This is a genomic window from Sphingomonas sp. 77B (assembly GCF_056497825.1).
The window spans coordinates 731,597-751,127 of record NZ_JBWMBY010000001.1; the positions used below are offsets into that span (position 1 = coordinate 731,597).

Consider the following 19,531-nt stretch of genomic DNA (forward strand, 5'->3'; position numbering starts at 1 on the left):
CACAATCCGACCGGCGCGACGCTCGCCGCCGCCAGCGCGCACCGGCTGCTCAAGATCGCCGAGGCGCATGACATGGTCGTTGTCGAGGACGATATCTTCGCTGACTTCGAACACACGCTGTCGCCACGGCTGACGGCGTTCGATGGGCTCGACCGGACGATCCGTATCGGCAGCTTCTCCAAATCGCTGTCCGCCGCGGTACGCTGTGGCCATATCGCAGCGCGACCCGACTGGATCGAAGGGTTGGCAGACCTGCGCATCGCGACGTCGATGGCAGGCAGTCCGCTCGCCGCCAACCTGCTGCACGCGGTGCTGACCGATGGCAGCTATCGGCGTCACGTCGACGGCGTTCGTACCCAGCTGGCCCGGGCTACGGCCCGGGTGGCGAAGGTTCTGCGGGCCATCGGTATCGAGCCGTGGACCAATCCGGCGGCAGGCATCTTTCTTTGGGCGCGATTGCCGGATGGAATCGATGCAGTCGACCTCGCGCGCAGGGCGATGGACGCAGGTATCGTCCTGGCACCAGGCCCGGTGTTCAGTACCAGTGGCGGCTGGCGGGATCACATGCGCTTCAACGTCGCCATGAGCGATGACGACCGGCTGTACGCCTTTCTGGAAAAGGCCGTCTCGCGCCCGTTACTGGAACCGGCTGGCTAAGCGCTTGACCAGAAAGTCGACGAACACCCGCACTCTCGTAGGGGTGGCAGAGCCGCCGACGAAGACGGCGTGGATCAGCTCGACGTCGCCTGGATTATAGTCTTCGAGCAACGGCACGAGCCGCCCGTCCGCGATCTCCGCTGCGACGCTGAAGCGGCCGACGCGGGTGATGCCAACCCCGGCAGCGGCGATATGTCCGAGCGTCTCACCATTGTTGGCGACGATGCCGTCGTCGAGCAGTGCATGGAGCGCGGCTATATGGCCATTGTCGCGCGCACCGCTGGGATCGGAGGTCATGACGACCGTCAGCTTCAGGTCCGGTACGATGAACGGCATCTGCCCGCCATAGCCCCAGGCGAAGCGCAACGGATGGTCGCGACTGGTGCCAACGAACCAGCCATAGCCATATTGCCCACCGCTCCACGGCGATACGGTGCGCGGGGTCCAGCTTTCTTCGATCCAGCGGGCGGGGACGATCCGCCGCCCGTCGATCACCCCACCCAGGCGATAGAGTTCGCCGAACCGCGCCAGGCTGCGCGGCGACATCATCATGTCGTTGCCGCCGAAAAAGATGCCCTGCGGATCGCGCGACCATGCCGGGATGGTGATGCCGAGCGGCTCCGCCAGCCAGTCGCGCATCAGCGTGTGGGTGTCGCGTCCCGAAGCGCGGGTCAGCATCGCCGACAGCAGATGCGTGTTGCCGGTGGAATAAAGCATCGCGCCGCCCGGCTCATCGACGAATGGGCGCGCGAGGGCGAAGCGGACCCAGTTCCGGCTGGACACCCAGCGCCCGTAATTCTCACCCGACGTCCGCTCCAGTCCGGCGCGCATCGTCAGCAGGTCCTCGACGGTCAGCCGGGCAAGACGCGGGTCGGGATCGGGCGGCGCATCGCTGCCGAGCACCGACAGCACGGGCTGATCGACGCCGGTCAGCGCGCCTTTCGCGATCGCGATGCCGGCCAGCGCGGACAGGACCGACTTGGACGCGGACTTGATATTGACCGGCCGGTCGAGCGGCGGGCCGCCGTTGAAGCGCTGCTCGGCCAGCACCTGCCCGTCGCGGAGGACCAGCAGCGAGCGGAGCCGGGGAAGACGGCTGGCTTGGGCAACGGTGTCGGCGAGTATGGCGCCGTCCAAACCACGCGTCTCGACCGGGCGGGACACGGCTGCTTGCCGTGGCGCAGGCGCGGCATCGCAACCGCTGGCGAGGAGGAGCGCCAACGCGCTGGCATATCGCTTCACGGCGTCATCGCAGAGCGAAGCGATTGCAGGAACTCGGCAGGCGCCTCGACCTGTGGCGAATGGCCGAGATCGTCCAGGCGGATCAGGCGGGCGCTTGGGATGCGCTTTACCGCGTCCTCGGCGGCCTGCGGCACGGTGCGGACGCGGGCGCGCCGGCCCTCGGGCGCACTGTTGGCCCGAAAGGCCGTCAAGTCGCGCTGGCCGATGATGAGCGTGGTCGGGACCGCTAAGCGCGGCAGCTCTGCCGCGACCGGCTGGGTTTGGATCATATCGGACAGACGGGCCTGTGCGTCGCGCACCGTGTCGCCATCGGGGCTGGCATATTGCCCGGCCAGCATGGCGACCCAGCGATCGTAATCCGGACGCCAGACCCCATGATAATAGTTGCGGAGCTGATAGGCCTTGATCGACGTCGCATCCGTCTTCGCCTCTTCGGCGCGCAGCTTGCCGAGGTCGGTATAGGGCACGCCCTCGCTCAGCGTGTCGTTGAGGCCGAGCGGGTTGACCAGCACCAGCTTCGCGACCCGCTCGGGATAAAGAAGCGCGAAGCGGGTGGCGAGGATGCCGCCGGTCGAATGACCCACCAGCACGACCTTGCCGGCCCCGGCCCGGTCGAGCAGCGCGGCAGTCAGCGCGGCCATGGCGTGGAAGCTGTACTGATAGCCACTCGGTTTCGACGATTTGCAGAAGCCGATCTGGTCCGGCGCGATGACGCGATAGCCCGCGGCTGCCAGTCCGCGCGCGGTGTCGCCCCAGGTCGCGGCGCAGAAATTCTTGCCGTGGAGCAGGACGACCGTTTTGCCGTTGGGCGTGGCGGTCGCCGGCCAGTCGAGAAAGGCCATGCGAACCGGATGGCCCTGCGAACTCGCCTCGAACCAGTGCACGGGGGCAGGATAGTCGAACCGCTCCAGATCGGCGCCGAGCGGCACCGTTTGGGCAGCCGCAGTGGTTGAAAGCAGGGCCGAGCAGGCCGCGGCGGCAAAAAAGCGAAAAGGCATCGATAGGTAACACCAGCCGCGACACCAATATCCCTGGCGCCGCGATGACGTCGTCAGATGGTTCGCCTTGTCTCCGCACGGCTGGTGACCATGTCCCACAATCGGTAGGCCGCGTCTTCATCCTCCCGGGATGGCGCATGGAGATTGAAGCCAATATCCTCCCAAGGCTGGCGGGCCTCCCAGTCCGGATTGAGCGACCAGTAACAGACGCTCGCCTCGAACATCGCCAGATGCTCGATGGGGGTTTCCAGCGGCGGCAGGCCCTTTGTCTCGACGTGACTGTGAATGGACCGCGCCAGATCATCGAGCCGCTTGTTGATCATTTCGCTTTCCGTCAGCCGTAGGGGGCGTGGCGACATGATCGCGATGGGCGCCATGGCAGCGCGTCCCAGAACCTGCTCGGTCGTGCTGGGGCCAGCGGCGATCGGCATGAATTGCCGCAGCAGCTCGGTCGGCATGGGTGACCCGCCACCGGGGTAATCTGCTGGCACGGGGTGCCCCGGCATGTCGCGCAGCCAAGCGTAAGCCGGTTCGTCACGGAGAGCATCAAGCACGGCGTCAATCGTTGGATCGTCGTATCCGCTGTCGCCGGACAACAGGATTTTGCCGAACGCGATCAGCGCGCTTTTCCGTCGCTCCTCGGAATTCGCCTCACGGGCAAAATGCTGCTCGATGTCGGTCTGCGGTGCCTGGCTGTCTACCTGCTTGTTCTTCGGCAGGACCTTGCCCGGATGGCGCTTCACCCAGTCGATCACCGAACGCTGGATATCAGCGGCGAGCTGCTGTCGAAACGATTCATCGTCTCCATAGCTGGCGATGAACCGACGGAGTTCCGCATGCGGTCGCCCGGAGACGGCGCTGACGAGCGGCCAAGCACTGCCGAGCGCGGCCCGTTCATTGGTGACGTTGTGCAGTTCTTTGAGCAGCGACGTCGCGATCAGGATACCCAGCGCGGTCCGCAGATCGGCAATTTCTCGCGCGTTCGGCGGACGATGGCCCGCCGCTTTTTGGTATCGCTCAAGCAGACGGGGCAGGAAATTACCTGGCGATCCGATCGCGGGCTGCTTACCGTCGATCGTCTTCGGCCGCTTGCCATAGGCCTTGTACCCGGTGAGGTCGAAGCTGCCACGGGCGATGGCCTCCATCCAGGCCTGCGGATCGGGGGCTGGGCCGAGCAGTACCGCGATCAACTCCGATAGGATCGAGCCGCGTCCGGGGCCCAGGGCTCCAACGGCGTTTCGTCCCTCCTTCGTCACCAGAAGCTTCAGCATTCTGGTGATGCTCGCGGCGGCGGCCTTCTCCTGTTCGGGACTGCCGTCACCGTACTGCCCGCCCGCCATGTGACGCCGATACACTTCCAGCTCGGCCGGGGTCAGCAGGGCATTCAGATCCATCCTCGACGCTCCATCAATGCGGACGGCCGACGCTCGCCGCTCGCGACACCATGCAGGCATAGCCTTGCAGACCCTCACACGCAGTAAACGCCGCCGTAAGGGCGGCGTGCACAGCCTCACAAAAGGTGGAGGAAAGCTCACAGAAAGAAGTGGGCGCCCTCACAGAAGAAGGCAGAGCGGCCCCATGCAGGGCCGCACAGAAACTGCGGCGCAATACCGCTAAAATGTGGCATTTCATATTTGTGTCATTTTAGCTGCGTCGGCGCGTGCGCGCCGGGAGCGCAAGCGCTCCTGGTGGAGGCGTCGCCTCCAGGTCCGCCGGCACCGCGATGACGGTGCCTCCGGAAGGCGGGACCGGTCGCATGGCGGGGGGCATGCTCCGCCAAGACCACCCAAGCGCTGCGTGGCGGCGAGGTTGGTGATGAAAGGCCGGAAAGCGGATCGGCTGAGCCGAGAGGTGAAATGACCAGGGAGGATCGCCGCGAACAGCCCGCGGCCCCCATGGATAGAAGTCGACCATGCACATCAAGACACTGGAGGCGGTCGCGATCGCCGCCGCCCTGACCCCTGCGCGTCTCGCCGGGCTGCGCTTTCCTGTCGATCCGGATGCGGGTTCAATACCTGCCACTCGGCTGCGGCACTATCTCCACGCAGCCGCGGCGCGGTTGCTGATCGTCCCAGCGATCGTGCCGCCCACCCGCCGAGACGTCGAGGAACTCGCCCGAACATCTGACACCGATGTGCTGATCGCGCTCGCATCGCGTGGTAACGTTGACGGCATTACCTTCGCGGTCATGCTCGCTGGCAACGATCCGGTTTACTCATCCGGACTGAACCTCTTCCTCGGTGCCGGGGCATCATGTCATTTCGTGCCCCCGGAGCCGGGAAGCACGTGCTTCGCCCTGCTGCCTGTGGGACTCCGCAGTTGCGAATGCGCGCCATGGGATAGCGAAGTCGACCGGCGAGCGGGACTGGCCGACGGTCGCGCGCTTCTGTCCGGCATCTTCGCGGGAGGGACGAAGTGATCACGCTTCCCGAATGGCTGGCGCCTGGCGCCGTCGCCGACCGGCTTTTCGATGTCCGTGCCGAGGCCGGTCGCGCGATCGGCTTCGGCCTCGTCCGGCCGCGGCGCAGCGGACTGGATAATACGATGAGCCAGATCGCCTTCGCCAAGCTCAATCCCGTCAAGCCTGTCGGGGATACGCCGAGAACGGCGTGCGGCTGGCCGGTGACGGCCCGTGATCACCGGATCATCCCGGCACCCGGCGTGCCGGACGTCACATCCATCGGGCGGCTGTTTGGCGACTACGACGCGGCGGTTCAGCCGCATCAGAAGCTTCTGGGCGCGGTCTTCACCTTCCCGTTCGATCGTGACGTGCCCGTGCATGACGCGTTCGGGGCTGTGCTGTCCTACGTGGCATTGCGGCTCGGCCGGGAACGCCGCCTGACCAGTCTCGTGGTCGCTCACGCGCCGTGCGATCAGCTGGCGGAGGAAGCCCCGCACGCCCATGCCATCGTGCTTGCTCGCACCCACCGGGCGTCGGGTTGGGGGCCGACGCATCCCGATCTTGCCGAAAGCAAGCATGCCATGTGGGCGGAGGATTGGGCGGATTTTTCCGCACGCTGGGCGCTGACGCTGGGGCAATGAACAGAGTGGCATTGCGGTGTCGCTTCATGCAGCGTGCCGCATCGATCCGTTGCGATGGACGGGACGACCCAGCGTCCCGTCCATCGAATTGACCGTCGGCGGGTACGGCTCGTCAGAACGATGATTTCGCGGCCGTACCTCCGCCGACGGCGCGGGCAACCGCATTCTGCCACGCCCGCTCCGCCGCCACGCCTTGCGACAGGGAGATGTTCAGCTTGCCATAGACGTCGAGCTCGGCCGCAAGACCCTGATGCGGATTGCCCCAGATCTGGCGGCACCGGTCGCCGCCCGTGCACCAGTTCGCCTCGTAGATGGAGGCGGCAACCTGCGAGGTTTCGGGCTTGCCGTAGCGCTTGACCATCTCGGCGGCGATCTGCTCGGGCGTCCGTCCGGCGGCGGGGGCGACGTATTTTACCAACTTGACGGCGTCACCGGTCGGCATCGGCTGGAACTCGACGGTCAGGCGCTCGTCGCCTTTCGTCGCGTTCATCACCGCAATGCCGTTCTTCGGCTCCTCGATCGGGAAGACGTCGCGCTGCCGCTTGGCCTCGTGGTCGACGGTCGCGGCCCAATCCTCGCCCGCCGACGTCTCGACCTTCCATCCGGTACGGGCAAGCGTCGCCTGCACCTCGGGCGCGGCCATGCCGATACGGATGCCCGCGATCGTCAGCGGTGCGGCCGCGGTCTTCGTCTGCGCCGCGGCCTCCTGCTCGGCAACCGAGGCCGATCCGCAGGCGGTGAGCAGCGCCAGCGCGGCGGCGGCGGTGAATTTCGTCATCATGTCATGTCCTTCTTCTGGACGCGCGGGTTCGTTCGCCGGGATGCGTCCCGGCGTGGCAGGTCCGTTGGGGGTGTGTTTCTAGGGGTGGGCTGTGCTTGCCGGTGGCGAGCGGGCCCGTACGGCGAGCCTCATCGCAGCACCAGCGCGACGAAGCCTGCCGTGTCCCGCGCGCCGGCGACGTGGCCGGCGTCGAAGGCATGGGCGATGCCGAGCCGCAACGACGAGCTGGGCGACAGCGCGGTCGACCAGCCGAGCTCGACATCCATCTCTCTCGCGGTCGGTGTCAGGTCGACGCTGGTCAGGCGAGTGGCGAGCACGCCGGTCATCAGGTCATAGGCGACGGGCGCCTCGACTACTGCGCGGGCGCGCTCGAGCCGGAGCGGTGATGATAGACCGAGCGTGACGGTACCGCCGCCGAGGCGATGCGCGGCGTCGAGCGCGAAGGCCGTCCCGGTCATCGGGCCGGTGAAGCGCAGCAGGTCCGATCCGCCAGCGATCCGAGTGGCGGCGGCTGTGGCCCGAGCCGACAGCAGGACGCCTGCAACGCTGCGGCTGGCGGTCAGGGTGGCCAGCGTAGTCCGGCTGCCGGAGAGGGCAAATCCAGCGGGGCCGCGCAGTCCCAGCACCTGACCGCGTTCAGTCAGGTCGGACAGCTCGACACCAAGTCCCAGCGGCGTCGCAAAGGTGACACTGCGCAAAGCAGAGCGGCTGTCGCGCGATGCGCCGGAAGCAAAGCTCGCCGACCAGCCGCCGCCGCTCCACGAGGAGGACGTGCCGACCGGCGCGGCGACGACACTGCGCAGGGCAGAACCGGTGATGCCCGCGCCTTGCCCGATCGCGGCATTGGCGCTGAAGCTGATCGTCTGTCCCGCAGCAGGCGAGAAGGAGAAGGTGGCCGGGCGGCCGGAACGCGCCGCGGCCCAGGGACCGGTGGCAGCGGAGGCGAACCCCAGTTTTGCGTCGTTGGCCGTGGTGGCCAGCCACGGCGTATCGATCGTCCCCAGCATCGCACCCGCTAGCAACCCCGAACCCCGGCTGCGCGGTGAGGCGCTGCCGGTCATGGAGAAGTCGCGGCCATAGCGGTCGAACACCGTCATTCGGGTGACGGCGGCGGACAACTGCCCGCCGCTGCCGAACGGGCTCGACAGGCTGAGCGACGAATAGCGCGCCAGCACCATGTCGGCGGCGGCGAAGGCGCTGGCGGGGGCCTGCGCCTTCATCGCCGCCTCGATGTTGAGCAACCCAGCGCCGAAGATTTGGTCTGCACCCTTATCGCCGAGGTCGGTCGCGGTATCGAGCAGGATGCGCGAGATCGCCTTGCCGCCGAGCTGCGGCCAGTATTGCTTGAGGAGCGCAGCGGCCCCGGCGATCGCGGGGGCGGCGAAGCTGTTGCCCGTGACCGTGGTGATTTGTCCGTCCTTGCCAACGACGCTGACGTCCGTCGCGACCACCGCGAGCGTGCGGTCGGCAAGCTCGCCGGGCAGGCCATTGCCGCTCGGCGGTCGCAGCGCACTGTCGACGCGGATGCCGAACAGGAAGTTGCCCTTGTTTTGCAGATCGCCGCCAACGAGATTGCGGGTGATGGTGCCGGGGGCGGCGCTCTTGTCGTCGACGAAGTTGGAGACGGACTGAACCAGCAGCCGGTCGGCTTTGACGACGCCGTCCATGGCGGTGCGTTGGTCGGTCGCCACCTGACCGGCTGCCTCGCCGTTCAGGCTCAGCGAGATGACAAACGCGCCTTTCTCCACCGCATAGGTGATGGCCGGGGCGATAGCCATCGGATTGGCGCCATCGGCCTCCTTAATGACGGAAGTGGCGGTGACGTTCTCGAGATTCGGTGCGGCGATCTTGAGCGCGAGCAGCGTCGCGTCATAGGCGACGCCGTGCATGCCGTTCCCATTCCTGGCTGCCAGCGCGACCGAGGCGACTTCGGTGCCATGGCCTTGCACATCGTCGAGCGGGAAGGTCACCGTCTCCGGTGCACAGGTCGCGCAACGTGCGATCCGGCTCTCGAATGTCTTGCTGTCGGGCGAAATGCGGCCGGCGAACTCGGCGCTGCTGGTGGCAATGCCGGTATCGATGACGGCGATGGTCACGCCCTTGCCGCTGATGCCCTTGTCATAGGCATAGCCGGCCTTGGCACCGACCACGGCAGCGGACGCCTTATACTCGGCGCTATCGGTGGCGCTGGGCGGCGGTGTCGGTGTGGGGGATGGCGACGGTGTTGGGCTGGGTGTCGGCGTGGGTGCAGGCGTCGGGATCGATCCCGACGAATTAACGCCTCCACCACCTCCGCCGCCACAGGCCGCAAGCAGCATGGCTGCTGAAATCACCGATGAAGTTTGAAATGCTTTCTGCCACTGGCGGCCTAGTCCCGCAACCATACGCACCCCCGTGTCGGGCGATGCTTGGCTTCCCCAGCCGACGGCATCGCCCCTAATGACGAGGCGATGCCGACCCGAAAGCCGGAAGTTGGAAACTCGCTATTAGACGAGCGCGCACGCCTTTAGGCCCCCGAAGGAGCCCTGGACATCCGCGAGCGCCTCCCGGCCGAAACTGGTTCGGGCCGGGTACACGGCTACTAATAGCGAGGTTTCCACGCCTCGGTCCGCCTGCTGGCGAACGGGGCATGTGTAGGCGGAACCCGTTAACGAACCAAGTCCCGCCGTGCAGGAACGCCGTTCGGACTGCTGCAACATGCGGCAAGCTGGGCGGCTTCCGTCTGAACAATCTGGCGTATTTCGAGATGTTTACCCTCTCCAGCATCGTCAATCTGCTGGAGGAAAGAAAATGAAGCGACGCCTTCCGTTGATGTTCCGCGTGAGCGCCATCCTGCTGCTGACCGCCCTGATCGCCGGGCAATGGTGGCAACGCCAGCCCGCCGGCAGCATCGCCGGCTGGGTGCCGGCCATGGCCGAAGCGTACTGCCCGGCCGCCGCGATCCACCGCTCCGGCACCATCGCGGACAGCGCCCGTACGCTCGATAGCTGGGCCTATGCCGTGATCGGCAACGCCGTCTTTCGCGATGACCGCGATCGCTGCCGCGTGAGGAAGGGAAGATCGGCCGGGGCCGAGCGAAGCCCTGACGAGCAATGAAAATCGAAGGGGCCTGATCCGGACCAGCCGGTCCGGGGATCATGCTGTTGCGCAGGTACCCCATGCATTCGACTATCCATGACACGCTGCCGACGACCTCGGTCGCGCTCCTCAACTATATTCTGACCGCACTCGCTCCCGACGAGCCGTACCCCTACGCGGGCAACACCGGTCTGCCGGGGGGCGTGGAGTCGCTCGAGAACAACCTCATCGTCGTGGCGACCCCGGTCGCCGAGCGTCTCTATGACGACGCAGTGATGCGCTGTGCCGCGACCCGCAAGCGTGACGTCGTGCTGGTGCGGCATGGATTTCACCCCGAAATCCTCGAACCCGTGCGGGCCGATGTCGCGCTGCACTCGGTCACCGGACCGATCCTGGTGCCCAATCTCAGCTTCTTCCGCGATGCCGATGGCGGCCTGCACCTCGTGCCGGCGCGTCCGGACCTCTTCATCGGGATCACCCGGCACGGATTGGAGGTGTCGATGCCTGCTCCCTGGAACAGCGGGTGGGAGCGGGTGACCGGGCTCGAGCGCGCCGCCGCCGAGATCGTCCGCGCCTGCCGGCGGACGGAGCAGGGTTGAGATCAGCGAACACAAGAATGTGCCCCCGGAAATGGGGGATGAAACAAGGAGATATCGAGATGAACACCCCGAACTTCGAAGCCGCCGTCACCCGCGCCGTCGTGAAGCTGTTGCTCGGCAACCGCAAGCTCAAGCCCGGCGTCGTCATCACCGGCGGCGACGCGCTCGAGATCGAGGACCAGATCAAGATGGGTCGTCACGCGGTCGAGACCGACGCCGACGTCCTGCACCTCGAATATCGCGACCGTCCGACCCCGGCGCTGACCGGGATCACGATGTTCCTGCCGCGCGATGGCCGTTGCCACATCCAGAGCGGCTGCCGCCTGTGGGTGTCGAAGGCGGGCAACCGTGGGCTGATCCTGCCGCAGGACCATGTGCGCGGGCATTTCCGGCTCGCTCCTCGTGAGATCGTGCACATCGACGGCAAGCCCGCCGACGATCTGAGTGAGGGCATCGAACGTGCCAGCGCGTGGCTCACGCGGCAGGTCATGCGGCCGGGCGTCCAGTATGACGACGCGCAGTGCACGCTCTGGGCAAAGGCCGCCTGACGGATCGCGTCGAGGTCTATCACCCTATACGGACGAGCCAGCCAATTCGGACACCCGCTCGAAACTAATAGCGGTCCTGCCCGAATATGGCGGCTCGTCCGATATGCCGACACTCACCTCAACCGCACCTTCGCGGCTCGCGTACGATGCTGCCGTCGCTCGGGCGGCCTTAGCCGAATGGGGAGCGTCGCAGGGATGTGCGCGGTCAGCGGCGTCAGCAACTTCAGGGCATCAAGCTTGAGGGAAAGCTCGGCTTCCTCGTCATAGGTCCTTGCGGTCTCCGTCTCGCCCTCGTGGCCGAAGATGTCGCACCGCACTTCGCTGGGAACACGCCCTTTCATGGTCGACGTTGCCAAGCCGCGGAAGCTGTGGACGTCCTTGTCCTTCCATGCCCCGCCGACGCGATGCCGCCATGACGTGCCTTCGGGGAAAGCCCAGTCCCGCAACGGCCTGAACACGGACTTGTAGAACGTTCCGGCGAATGTCGTGGAGTTCGGCGACTGCATTTCCGGAAACAGCATCGTGGACCCTGCGGCGCGCATCGCCTTCACATAGTCGATAAAGCCCAAGCGGATCAGTTCGGGATGGATCGGCAGCCGTCGAATCGACTGGATGTTCTTGAGCGAGCGATCCTCGGTATATTGGATCAGAAAATAGGGGATCGGATCTTGTTCGAAGACCTCGGCCAAGCCCAGTCCGGCAAGCTCTGAACTGCGACCGCCATAAAGTGGGAGCATCAACGGCAGCCAGTACCAGGCGTCATGGAAGATTTCGGTTCCGGGTTTGAAACGCCCACCGATACCGGCGCACCCGGTCCAGATCGGCGCGGACAATAGCGTGGCGACTTCCTGCTTGGTCCAATTGGCGCGCTTGTCCCGGTCTCGCTTGCGCTGCTTGCGATCGGATTTGCCAAGGCCGGCCCGCGCAATCTTGAAGGACAGCGGCTTGGCCGGTCGATGCGCTTTGGGGTCATCCTCTTCGCCCGCCGCATAGGCCAGGACGGCAGCGACCCATGTCAGATGCTTGTTGATGGTGACCTGACTGATGCCGATCTGGGCGGAGTCCATGCCCTTCGCTCGCTCCAGGCTGGCGGCGATGCCACCCGCTTGTTCCTCGCGGGTACGGCCCCAGCGGTTCGGCAATGCCCGGCACAGGGTCGTGAAGGCGCGAACATGGGATTGGTCCAGATCCTCGATGAAGGCGTCGCCGCCGCAAGCGTGATCGAACAGGCGGATGGCGGTCCGCACCTGCTTGATCGAATCCGTGTCCCAGCCGCCCTCCTTGCTGTACGCGGCGATGCAGTCCTCAGCCGCATCGACGATGCGTTGTTTTGGTCGCTCGGGCTTTGGCGGCGGTGCCGGGGGCGGAGCCGGCGTGACGATGTCATCCGAGAATGGTTCTGTAGGCGCAGGGCGCGTGCCTTGTGGCGCGATCTGCTCGAAGGCGAATGGCGCGTCGTCCGCCAACGCGTCGTCGACCCATGCGGCCGTCTCGTCTTCGGTGTCGGGCAGCAGCGCCGTCGCTTCTCGGCAGGCGGCTGCCCGCGCGGCGCAGATCGTCTTGCCCATACGGGCGACATTGTCCTGCGTCGGCATGATGCCGAACGCGGTGACGTAGTTGTCGATCTGGGCCTTGGAGACGGGGTCGTTGTTCTGGAATTCGAACACCAGATCGGCGACCTGCTTCGCGCGCGCCGGCGACCAGCCGGCCGCGATCAGGCGGTCATGCTCGTCCAGCGTCCATTGCGCGCCGACCCCGCGGCGGCCCAGAAAGCCCCAGGCCTCAGCATAGAGGCTATTGATCGACGCGTGATGATCGGACGGCGCGGTGGTGCCTGCCTGATCTTCCAGGATGCGCTGCAACTGCCAGCGCAGCGCATCGCTGAACACCTTCTTCAGTTGATCCGGCCTCATCCCCGTCGATTGGCCATAGGCCATGCGCACCCCCTCGACCGCCACATTCAGACGATCGGCCATACACCGCGCATGTTTATAATTTCCCGTTCGAAGGGAAAAGCACAGGGGCACGTGCGTGCCCGCCACCGTGATCTTGCGTCGCCAATGATAGCTGCCGCCGCGCAGCCGCAGGTTCCGTAATCCCATTCCGTCACCCCCAATGGGTACAGCGATGGGTACAGCCGTGGGTACAACGGTTCCCGATCGCCAGTTAAGCGACGTGAAATCAACGACTTAGATGCGGATGGTCGGGGAGACAGGATTCGAACCTGCGACATCCTGCTCCCAAAGCAGGCGCGCTACCAGACTGCGCCACTCCCCGACAGGGGGTTGCCCTTAGGGGAAGCGGGGCGGCGGGTGCAAGGGATATTTCAGAGGTTGGCCTGTTCGTCTTCGGGCAGATCGGCGTCGGGCGGGTAATAGAGCGCGGCGCATTCTTCGCGCAGGCAGCCCCCTTCGATCACGATGTCGTCGCGATAGGCGTCGGCAATGAAGCCCAGCGTGTCGACGTGCCGCGCCTCGAAATACATCGGATGGACGTCATCGCGGCCCGCGCCATAGACGACGCGGCCGACCTTCGACCAGATCGAGGCCATGGTGCACATGCCGCAGGGTTGAAGGGTGGAATAGAGCGTCGCGCCGCGCAGTTCGAGTTCGCCCTCCCCTTCGCAGGCGCGACGGATCGCCATCATCTCGGCATGGGCGGTGGCGTCGGGCAGTTCCTCGGTCTGGTTGCGTTCGGCAGCGATCACGCGACCGTCGAGCACGATCACCGAGCCGAGCGGCGAGGTCGAGGGATCGGAACCCTTCGACCGCGCCACCTCGATCGCCATGCGCATCCATTTTTCGTCGTCCTGGGTCATGGCGGGCTCAACGCCCTGCCCCGGCTTTCGGGTTCAAGTATCTGATATTCCACCTATCGCTGAGCTGCCTTCGTCGCATAATAGTCGCTCAGCACGCCGAACGCCTCCTTGCGCTGCCCGGTCTCGGAGATCAGGCCCTTGCGGTTCCAGCCCTGCTGAAAATCGGGATTCTGGCGGCGGGGCGAGCGGAAGTCCTTCAAGATCCAGGGTGACATGCCGCGCAGCGTGGGGACATGGTCCGCCATGCCCAGCGTCGCACGGTAATAATCGGCCTGAAATTCCTCGGAGAATTTTTGCTTGTTGGTCGGATCGTGAAATCCCGCGCGTGCATCCGCCCCGAATTCGGAGAAGATCAGCGGCTTGTCGGCAGGCACCCGCCATTCGCTGCGCGCCAGGTCGGTCAGGCGGTCCTGGGTGTACCAGCCATTATAGGTGTTGATCGCCATGACATCGAGCGCATCGGCCAGCGGGTCGGCCAGCGTCATCACCGGATGATCGGCGCCCTCGCCGCGTTCGACCAGCAGCGCGGCGCTGACCAGACGGGTGTCGTCGAGCCGCCGGACATCGCCGACCAAAGTGCGCAGGAAGGCGTTGCGGGCATCGGTCACGGGCGTCTCGTTGGCGACGCTCCAGATCGCGATCGAGGCGCGATTGCGATCACGCAGGATATTCTCGGCGAGCATCGTGCGCGCGCGGTTCAGCGTATTGGGATTGGACCAGGCGACACGCCAATAGACCGGCACCTCGCTCCACACGATCAGACCGAGTTCGTCGGCCAGCCGCACCGTCACGTCGGAATGCGGATAGTGCGCCAGCCGGACGAAATTGCCGTGCAGCCCGTCCTTGATCTCGCTGAGCAGCGCGCGCGAGGCGGCCGGGGTCATGGCGCGGGTGGGGTCGACGCCGAGTTCCTCCTCATGCATCGAAATGCCGCGCAGGAAGATCGGCTTGCCGTTGAGCAGGATGTCGGCCCCGCGCCGCTCGATCGTGCGGAAACCGATCCGGTCGCGCCACTGGTCCTCGCCCGCCGTCACCGCCACATCGTAGAGGCGGGGCCGCTCGGGCGACCAGCGGACCAGCGCGCGTGGGGCGGCCATGGTCGCACGCCAGTCGCCATTGGCGTCGGTCGTGCCCGCCCGGTCCAGTCCCAGCTCGGCGATGCGCAGCCGCACCGGCCGGTTTGCCGCCTGCGGCCCGTCGAGATGCACATCCACCGCCATGCGGCCGTCACGGGTCAGCCGGACCCAGGCGTCGTCGACATAGGTGTCCGGTGTGGCGATCAACCGCACCGGGCGAGTGATGCCGCCATAATTTTCCCAGTCGGTGACGGGCGGCGGCACGGTCGCCTCGGTCGCCTGGCTGTCGACGCCGACCGTGACCTGGTTCTGGCCATCGCGCAGCAGCCCGGTCACGTCGAAGGCAAAGGGGGTGAAGCCGCCCTCATGCTTTCCGACCGGCTTGCCGTTCAGATAGACGATGGTCGCGTAGTTGGCTGCTCCGAAGCGGAGGAAATAGCGCCCCTTGCGGACGGCGGGGGCGGCGAAGGTCCGCTGATACCACATCAGCCCGTCATAGTGGCGAAGCTCGGGCGCCTGGGTCAGCCAGGACGATGGCAGCGAGGTCAGCGGCGAATGGGGGAGGTCGAACTCGTAAAGGACGCGGCTGTCCTTCGCCATTTCCGCGCGGACATCGACATCCTTCCAGCGCTGCTGGCCGCTGTCGGGCATGCCGCCATGAAAGCCCGAAATGCCCGAGCGGAACGGATCGATCGAGTAATGCCAGGGCCCCGACAGGTCGGTCCCGTCGCGCAGGTCGGCGGAAGCCAGAACGGGACCGGGCCGGGGTGCGATATCCTGCGCGGCCAGTGGCGTGCCCGTCGCCAGCATCATGCCCGCGACGGCATACCCCCATATCGTCCTGCCCATCACATGCCTCTCCCCGTCATTCGGCCAGTCCTGAACGCTAGCCATTGTCGTCAGCCTAGACCCCGCCCCCACTCATCGCCAGCCGGGTGCGGGCCGATATTCAAAGCTCATGCCGACGGCCCGACCGGGCTGAAAACCCTTCCATACGGTCGAAGCGGGCGGGCCGGGGCTGTACTGCGCGACGCGGCCTACCGGCGCACCCGGCCAGCGGCCCGCATCCGACTGCACCGTCAGGCCGTTGAGATAGGCGTCCATTGCCGTCTCGCCCTTCACATAGCGGTCGAGAAAGGCGGTGATGAAATGGGTCTGGATCGGCAACAGCCGGTCCTTGCGCCACACCGCGTCCTCGAACCAGTCCATGTCCCAGAAGCGCTGCCGCATCGCCGGGGGCGCGGGGGTCAGGGCGATGCTGTGCCCGGCCTGGGCGAAGGTCAGCAGGTAACGCGGGGCGGACGCGGGGGCCATGAACAGCGCGCGCACCGTCTCATGCCCGACGACGCGGTCATGATCGCCGACCACGATCAGGGTCGGCACGGGCACTGCCCCCACCCCCTTCCCGGTCCAGATCGGCACCTCGCCGAAGCGCGCGGCGGGTGCGAGTGCGACGATGGCCTTGAGATTTTTCACGCGCAGTTCGCCCGCGCGAACGGTGGCATAAGGGGTCAGGATATCGCGGCTGAGCGCGCCCATGGCCGGGTTCAGTGGCGCGCCGCCGACGGTCAGTACGCCGTAACCACCCATCGAATAGCCGATCAGCGCGGTTCGCGCCGGATCGGCGGCGGCGAACACGCCTTCGTGTTTGCCCGCACGCGCTTGTGCCTCGGCGGTCACGAAAGCGATGTCCAGCGGTCTGCGGGCGATCGGCCCGGCCCGCGCGGCATCGGTGCGGATGCTGATCGGCGGATCGCGGAATGCGGGAGCCACAACGACATAGCCCTTGCTCGCCAGATTTTCGCCGAGCCAGGACAGGACCTCCGGCGTATTGCCATAGCCATGCGCCAGGATCACCAGCGGAAACCGGCCCGCCGCAACGGGACGGTCAGGCGAGGCCAGACCGGGCACGTCGAAGGCGACGTCGCGACCGTCCTCGCCCGACAGGGCGGTGTGATAAATCGCCCCACGCCCCGGCGAGGCCGCCGGATACCAGATCAGCAGCGGCAATTCACGCGGCCCGATGGCGGGCCTGTCCTTGCCTCGAAGCGGATCGGCCTGTCCCGGCTGGACGAAATGGCTGCGTTGAACGCCGACGGGATAGCGACCCAGTCGGGCCAGTTCCGGCGCATCCACTGGCGGCCGGGCCAGAGTGTCGCCCTGCCCCGCCTCCGGCCGTTGGGCGGTGGCGACGGCAGTGACCGCCGCCATGGCCGCCAGCCCGAACCCCAGGCCGATCCGGCGCATCAGAAGTTCAGACCGACGCGCATCCCGGCATAGCGGCGGAAGTCGCGGGGCAGCACCGCCTGCGTCGCGATATTGTTGCCGAAATTGCCTGCGGTGTTCACCAGCGACCCGTAATATTGCTTGTCGAACAGGTTGTTGACGAAGGCGACGATCTCCCAACGGCGATCCTCCTCCCGCACGCCCAGCCCGACATTGACGATGCTGAAGGCGGGCTGGAAGGTCTGCGGATCGCGGGCCTGGAAATAGAGGCTGCTCTGATACTGCCAGTTCACCTGCGCCACACCGCGCGTCGTCGTGCTTAGGCGGGGCGAATAGTCCAGATTGGCGTTGAACTTCCACTTGGGCGCCTGGATCGCGGTCGTGCCGGTCAGGTTCTGGCTGGCGGGCGATCCGGTGCAGCCCTGCGCCGCCGTCTGGAGCGGGTAGCATTGCGCGACGTCGAACTGGGCGTATTTCGCATCCAGATAGGTGACCGCCCCACCCAGGTTGAAGCTGTCGCTGAACCGCATCGAGCCTTCGAACTCGACGCCCTTGGTGTTGAGCTTGCCGACATTGGTCAGGCGATAGTTGGAGGTGCCGTCCGGCAGCGTCTCGATCGTCTGCGCCTGAAGGTCGCGGTAATTGGTGTCGAACAGCGTGACGTTGGCGGTCAGGCGCCGATTGAGGAACTGGCTGCGAATGCCGATTTCCTTGTCGCGCGACTTTTCGGGGCGGATCGGCCCGGCCAACGCGCGGTTGCGGTTGAAGCCGGTCGTCAGGTCGTAGGTCTGGCCCTTATAGCCGGTCGCATAGGTTACGAAGCCGTTGATCGTCGGGCTGAAATCATAGCGCAGCGTACCGCGATAGGTGCCCGCCGTATCGCTGGCATGGCCCGCAAAGGCGGTCCCCGCCAGATTGTCGCGGAAGGTATAGCTGACCCGCTCGTTCTGGACGCGCCCGCCGCCGGTGAAGGTCAGGTCGGGCACGATCGTCCAGTCGACCTGCGCAAAGGCCGCGACCTGGCGCGACTGCGAGGTGGCGTACCAATTGGCGAGCGAAAAGTACGGCCCGCGCTGGAACGGGCGGTTGAACTTCACATTCGCGCCGTACAGCCCCACGGTGTAGCGGAACGGCTTGTCGGCGTCGGACTGGAGACGGACTTCCTCGGTCACCTGCTCGGAATTGAACACGCCGATCTGGGTGTTGTTGCCCAGATTGCCGGGCGCGGACGTGTCGTCATGGTCCAAATAGTCGTTCAGGTGGAAACGGTCATAGGAACTGATCGTGACGAGGTTCAGCGAACCGATACCGAACTCGCCGCGGATATAGCCGCCGCCGCCCTCATATTTGGTGCGCGAATTATAGTTGTTGCTGATCGTCTGGTTGTCCGGCCCGACCACGACGCCGGGCAACACCACCGACGGGGTCAGCCCGGCGACGCCGCGCAGGCGGGCATTGGCGCCGAACGCCAGGAAGGGGCGGCCGACCGTCGTGTTGCCGTTGACGTAATTACCCGAAATGGTCAGCGACGCGGTATCGGTCGGCTCCCAGCGCAACTTGCCGCGCAGGTTCAGCGTCTCGCGGCCATTGACGAACCTGCCGTTGAACAGGTTGCGGATGTTGCCGTCCCAATTGTTGTAGGCGGCCGACACGACATAGCCGAGCTTATCGTTGATCGGGCCCGACACGCTGAAATTGATGCCCTGTTCGCGGTCGGTCGTCGCCACCGCATTGGCACGGATGCGCAACTCCGAGGTCGGGTTGCGGGTGATGAGGTTGACCAGACCGGCCGAGGCCGACTTGCCGTACAGCGTGCTCTGAGGACCGCGCAGCACCTCGATCCGCTCGACATCGGGCAGGTCGGTGAAGGCGCGCGCCTGAAAGGCCAGCGGCACTTCGTCGACCAGCACTGCGACACTCGACTCCACGCCGATGCCGAAGGCGAAGGTGCCGACGCCCCGTAGCGAGATATTGGAGTTTTGCGGCTGTTCCGCCGGGCGGACGACCAGCGAGGACGAAACCTTGCCGATATCGGTGAAATTGCGCACGCCCGCCGCCGCCAGTTGCGCCGGGGCGACGACAGAGACGGCGAGCGGCACGCGCTGGACATTCTCGGCACGCTTGTTGGCGGTGACGATGATGTCGCCTGCGCTGGCCGGTTCGGGCACGATATTGGAGGTGGGACCGCCGGGCTGCCCCTGCGTGTCCTGGGTCAGCCGCGCCTCATCGGTCTGCGACGGAGCCGCCTGCCGGGCCGAAACCTGGGTTGCCGCCGACAGCGATACGATCATCGCCGTCAGCGCCACGGTGGAACGCAGCATCTTCATCCTTCCCTCCCATTGCCGCCGGTCTTGGCCGGTTTTTGCCTTGTCAACCAAACATACCGAATGGCCTTACCAATGCAATGCTGTTGTTAGACCTGCACGGCGTTTGTCGGAACGGACGCGTAGTCGAGGGGGAGAATTG

General features: G+C 66.0%; 17 protein-coding genes and 1 tRNA gene. 7 read left to right on the forward strand and 11 right to left on the reverse strand.

The features are described from left to right. Window positions 1-45: 45 nt before the first annotated feature. A complete protein-coding gene (locus AC1GI4_RS03395) occupies window positions 46-657 on the forward strand; it encodes an aminotransferase class I/II-fold pyridoxal phosphate-dependent enzyme (protein WP_479630339.1) in 612 nt (203 codons plus the stop codon). Here AC1GI4_RS03395 and AC1GI4_RS03400 read toward each other — a convergent pair. The 3 genes from AC1GI4_RS03400 to AC1GI4_RS03410 all read right to left on the reverse strand — a co-directional run bounded on the left by AC1GI4_RS03400 (window position 637) and on the right by AC1GI4_RS03410 (window position 4,291). Then, window positions 637-1,899, reverse strand: coding sequence for a serine hydrolase (locus tag AC1GI4_RS03400; RefSeq protein ID WP_479628559.1), 1,263 nt, complete (start codon window positions 1,897-1,899; stop codon window positions 637-639). The genes AC1GI4_RS03395 and AC1GI4_RS03400 overlap by 21 nt on opposite strands. Further along, a complete protein-coding gene (locus tag AC1GI4_RS03405; protein ID WP_479628560.1) occupies window positions 1,896-2,828 on the reverse strand; it encodes an alpha/beta fold hydrolase in 933 nt (310 codons plus the stop codon). Before AC1GI4_RS03405 ends, AC1GI4_RS03400 begins: the two co-directional genes overlap by 4 nt. 122 nt (window positions 2,829-2,950) lie before the next feature. Further along, window positions 2,951-4,291, reverse strand: coding sequence for a hypothetical protein (locus tag AC1GI4_RS03410; RefSeq protein ID WP_479628561.1), 1,341 nt, complete (start codon window positions 4,289-4,291; stop codon window positions 2,951-2,953). Window positions 4,292-4,809: 518 nt separating this feature from the next. On the opposite strand from AC1GI4_RS03410, the gene AC1GI4_RS03415 reads away from it, so the two are divergent. Both AC1GI4_RS03415 and AC1GI4_RS03420 read left to right on the forward strand, forming a co-directional pair. Next, window positions 4,810-5,316, forward strand: coding sequence for a hypothetical protein (locus AC1GI4_RS03415; RefSeq protein WP_479628562.1), 507 nt, complete (start codon window positions 4,810-4,812; stop codon window positions 5,314-5,316). Continuing rightward, window positions 5,313-5,939 (forward strand): hypothetical protein, encoded by a 627-nt coding sequence (locus AC1GI4_RS03420; protein WP_295563254.1) that lies wholly within the window; start codon window positions 5,313-5,315, stop codon window positions 5,937-5,939. The genes AC1GI4_RS03415 and AC1GI4_RS03420 overlap by 4 nt, the downstream gene beginning before the upstream one ends. Window positions 5,940-6,051: 112 nt before the next feature. Here AC1GI4_RS03420 and AC1GI4_RS03425 read toward each other — a convergent pair whose 3' ends face one another. Both AC1GI4_RS03425 and AC1GI4_RS03430 read right to left on the reverse strand, forming a co-directional pair. Further along, on the reverse strand, window positions 6,052-6,720 hold the full coding sequence (locus tag AC1GI4_RS03425) for a hypothetical protein (protein ID WP_294313307.1): 669 nt from the start codon (window positions 6,718-6,720) through the stop codon (window positions 6,052-6,054). 128 nt (window positions 6,721-6,848) lie between these two features. Next, window positions 6,849-8,870 (reverse strand): S8 family serine peptidase, encoded by a 2,022-nt coding sequence (locus tag AC1GI4_RS03430; protein ID WP_479628563.1) that lies wholly within the window; start codon window positions 8,868-8,870, stop codon window positions 6,849-6,851. Between AC1GI4_RS03430 and AC1GI4_RS03435 the strand changes: the two genes are divergently transcribed. From AC1GI4_RS03435 to AC1GI4_RS03450, 4 genes are all read left to right on the forward strand, one after another. Continuing rightward, complete coding sequence (locus AC1GI4_RS03435; protein ID WP_479628564.1) at window positions 8,857-9,066, forward strand: hypothetical protein; 210 nt, start codon at window positions 8,857-8,859, stop codon at window positions 9,064-9,066. The two genes, AC1GI4_RS03430 and AC1GI4_RS03435, sit on opposite strands and share 14 nt — an antisense overlap. Window positions 9,067-9,510: 444 nt before the next feature. Continuing rightward, window positions 9,511-9,816 carry a hypothetical protein gene (locus tag AC1GI4_RS03440; protein ID WP_479628565.1) on the forward strand — a complete coding sequence of 102 codons (306 nt, stop codon included), beginning with the start codon at window positions 9,511-9,513 and terminating at the stop codon, window positions 9,814-9,816. Window positions 9,817-9,878: 62 nt separating this feature from the next. Continuing rightward, complete coding sequence (locus tag AC1GI4_RS03445) at window positions 9,879-10,397, forward strand: hypothetical protein (protein WP_479628566.1); 519 nt, start codon at window positions 9,879-9,881, stop codon at window positions 10,395-10,397. Between the two features lie 59 nt (window positions 10,398-10,456). Beyond that, window positions 10,457-10,945 (forward strand): hypothetical protein, encoded by a 489-nt coding sequence (locus tag AC1GI4_RS03450; protein ID WP_479628567.1) that lies wholly within the window; start codon window positions 10,457-10,459, stop codon window positions 10,943-10,945. Between the two features lie 113 nt (window positions 10,946-11,058). Here AC1GI4_RS03450 and AC1GI4_RS03455 read toward each other — a convergent pair whose 3' ends face one another. The 6 genes from AC1GI4_RS03455 to AC1GI4_RS03480 form a co-directional block, all read right to left on the reverse strand. Then, window positions 11,059-12,921 carry a site-specific integrase gene (locus AC1GI4_RS03455; RefSeq protein WP_479628568.1) on the reverse strand — a complete coding sequence of 621 codons (1,863 nt, stop codon included), beginning with the start codon at window positions 12,919-12,921 and terminating at the stop codon, window positions 11,059-11,061. Between the two features lie 224 nt (window positions 12,922-13,145). Continuing rightward, a tRNA-Pro gene (locus AC1GI4_RS03460) sits at window positions 13,146-13,222 on the reverse strand. Between the two features lie 49 nt (window positions 13,223-13,271). Next, complete coding sequence (locus AC1GI4_RS03465) at window positions 13,272-13,763, reverse strand: nucleoside deaminase (RefSeq protein ID WP_294269255.1); 492 nt, start codon at window positions 13,761-13,763, stop codon at window positions 13,272-13,274. A 53-nt stretch (window positions 13,764-13,816) separates the two neighbouring features. Next, window positions 13,817-15,652 (reverse strand): glycoside hydrolase family 2 protein, encoded by a 1,836-nt coding sequence (locus AC1GI4_RS03470; protein ID WP_479628569.1) that lies wholly within the window; start codon window positions 15,650-15,652, stop codon window positions 13,817-13,819. A 108-nt stretch (window positions 15,653-15,760) separates the two neighbouring features. Next, window positions 15,761-17,086: an alpha/beta hydrolase family protein gene (locus tag AC1GI4_RS03475; RefSeq protein WP_479628570.1), complete on the reverse strand. Its 1,326-nt coding sequence runs from the start codon at window positions 17,084-17,086 to the stop codon at window positions 15,761-15,763. After that, the gene (locus tag AC1GI4_RS03480; RefSeq protein ID WP_479628571.1) at window positions 17,086-19,392 is read right to left on the reverse strand and encodes a TonB-dependent receptor; all 2,307 of its coding nucleotides are present in this window, start codon (window positions 19,390-19,392) and stop codon (window positions 17,086-17,088) included. Before AC1GI4_RS03480 ends, AC1GI4_RS03475 begins: the two co-directional genes overlap by 1 nt. Window positions 19,393-19,531: the final 139 nt, after the last annotated feature.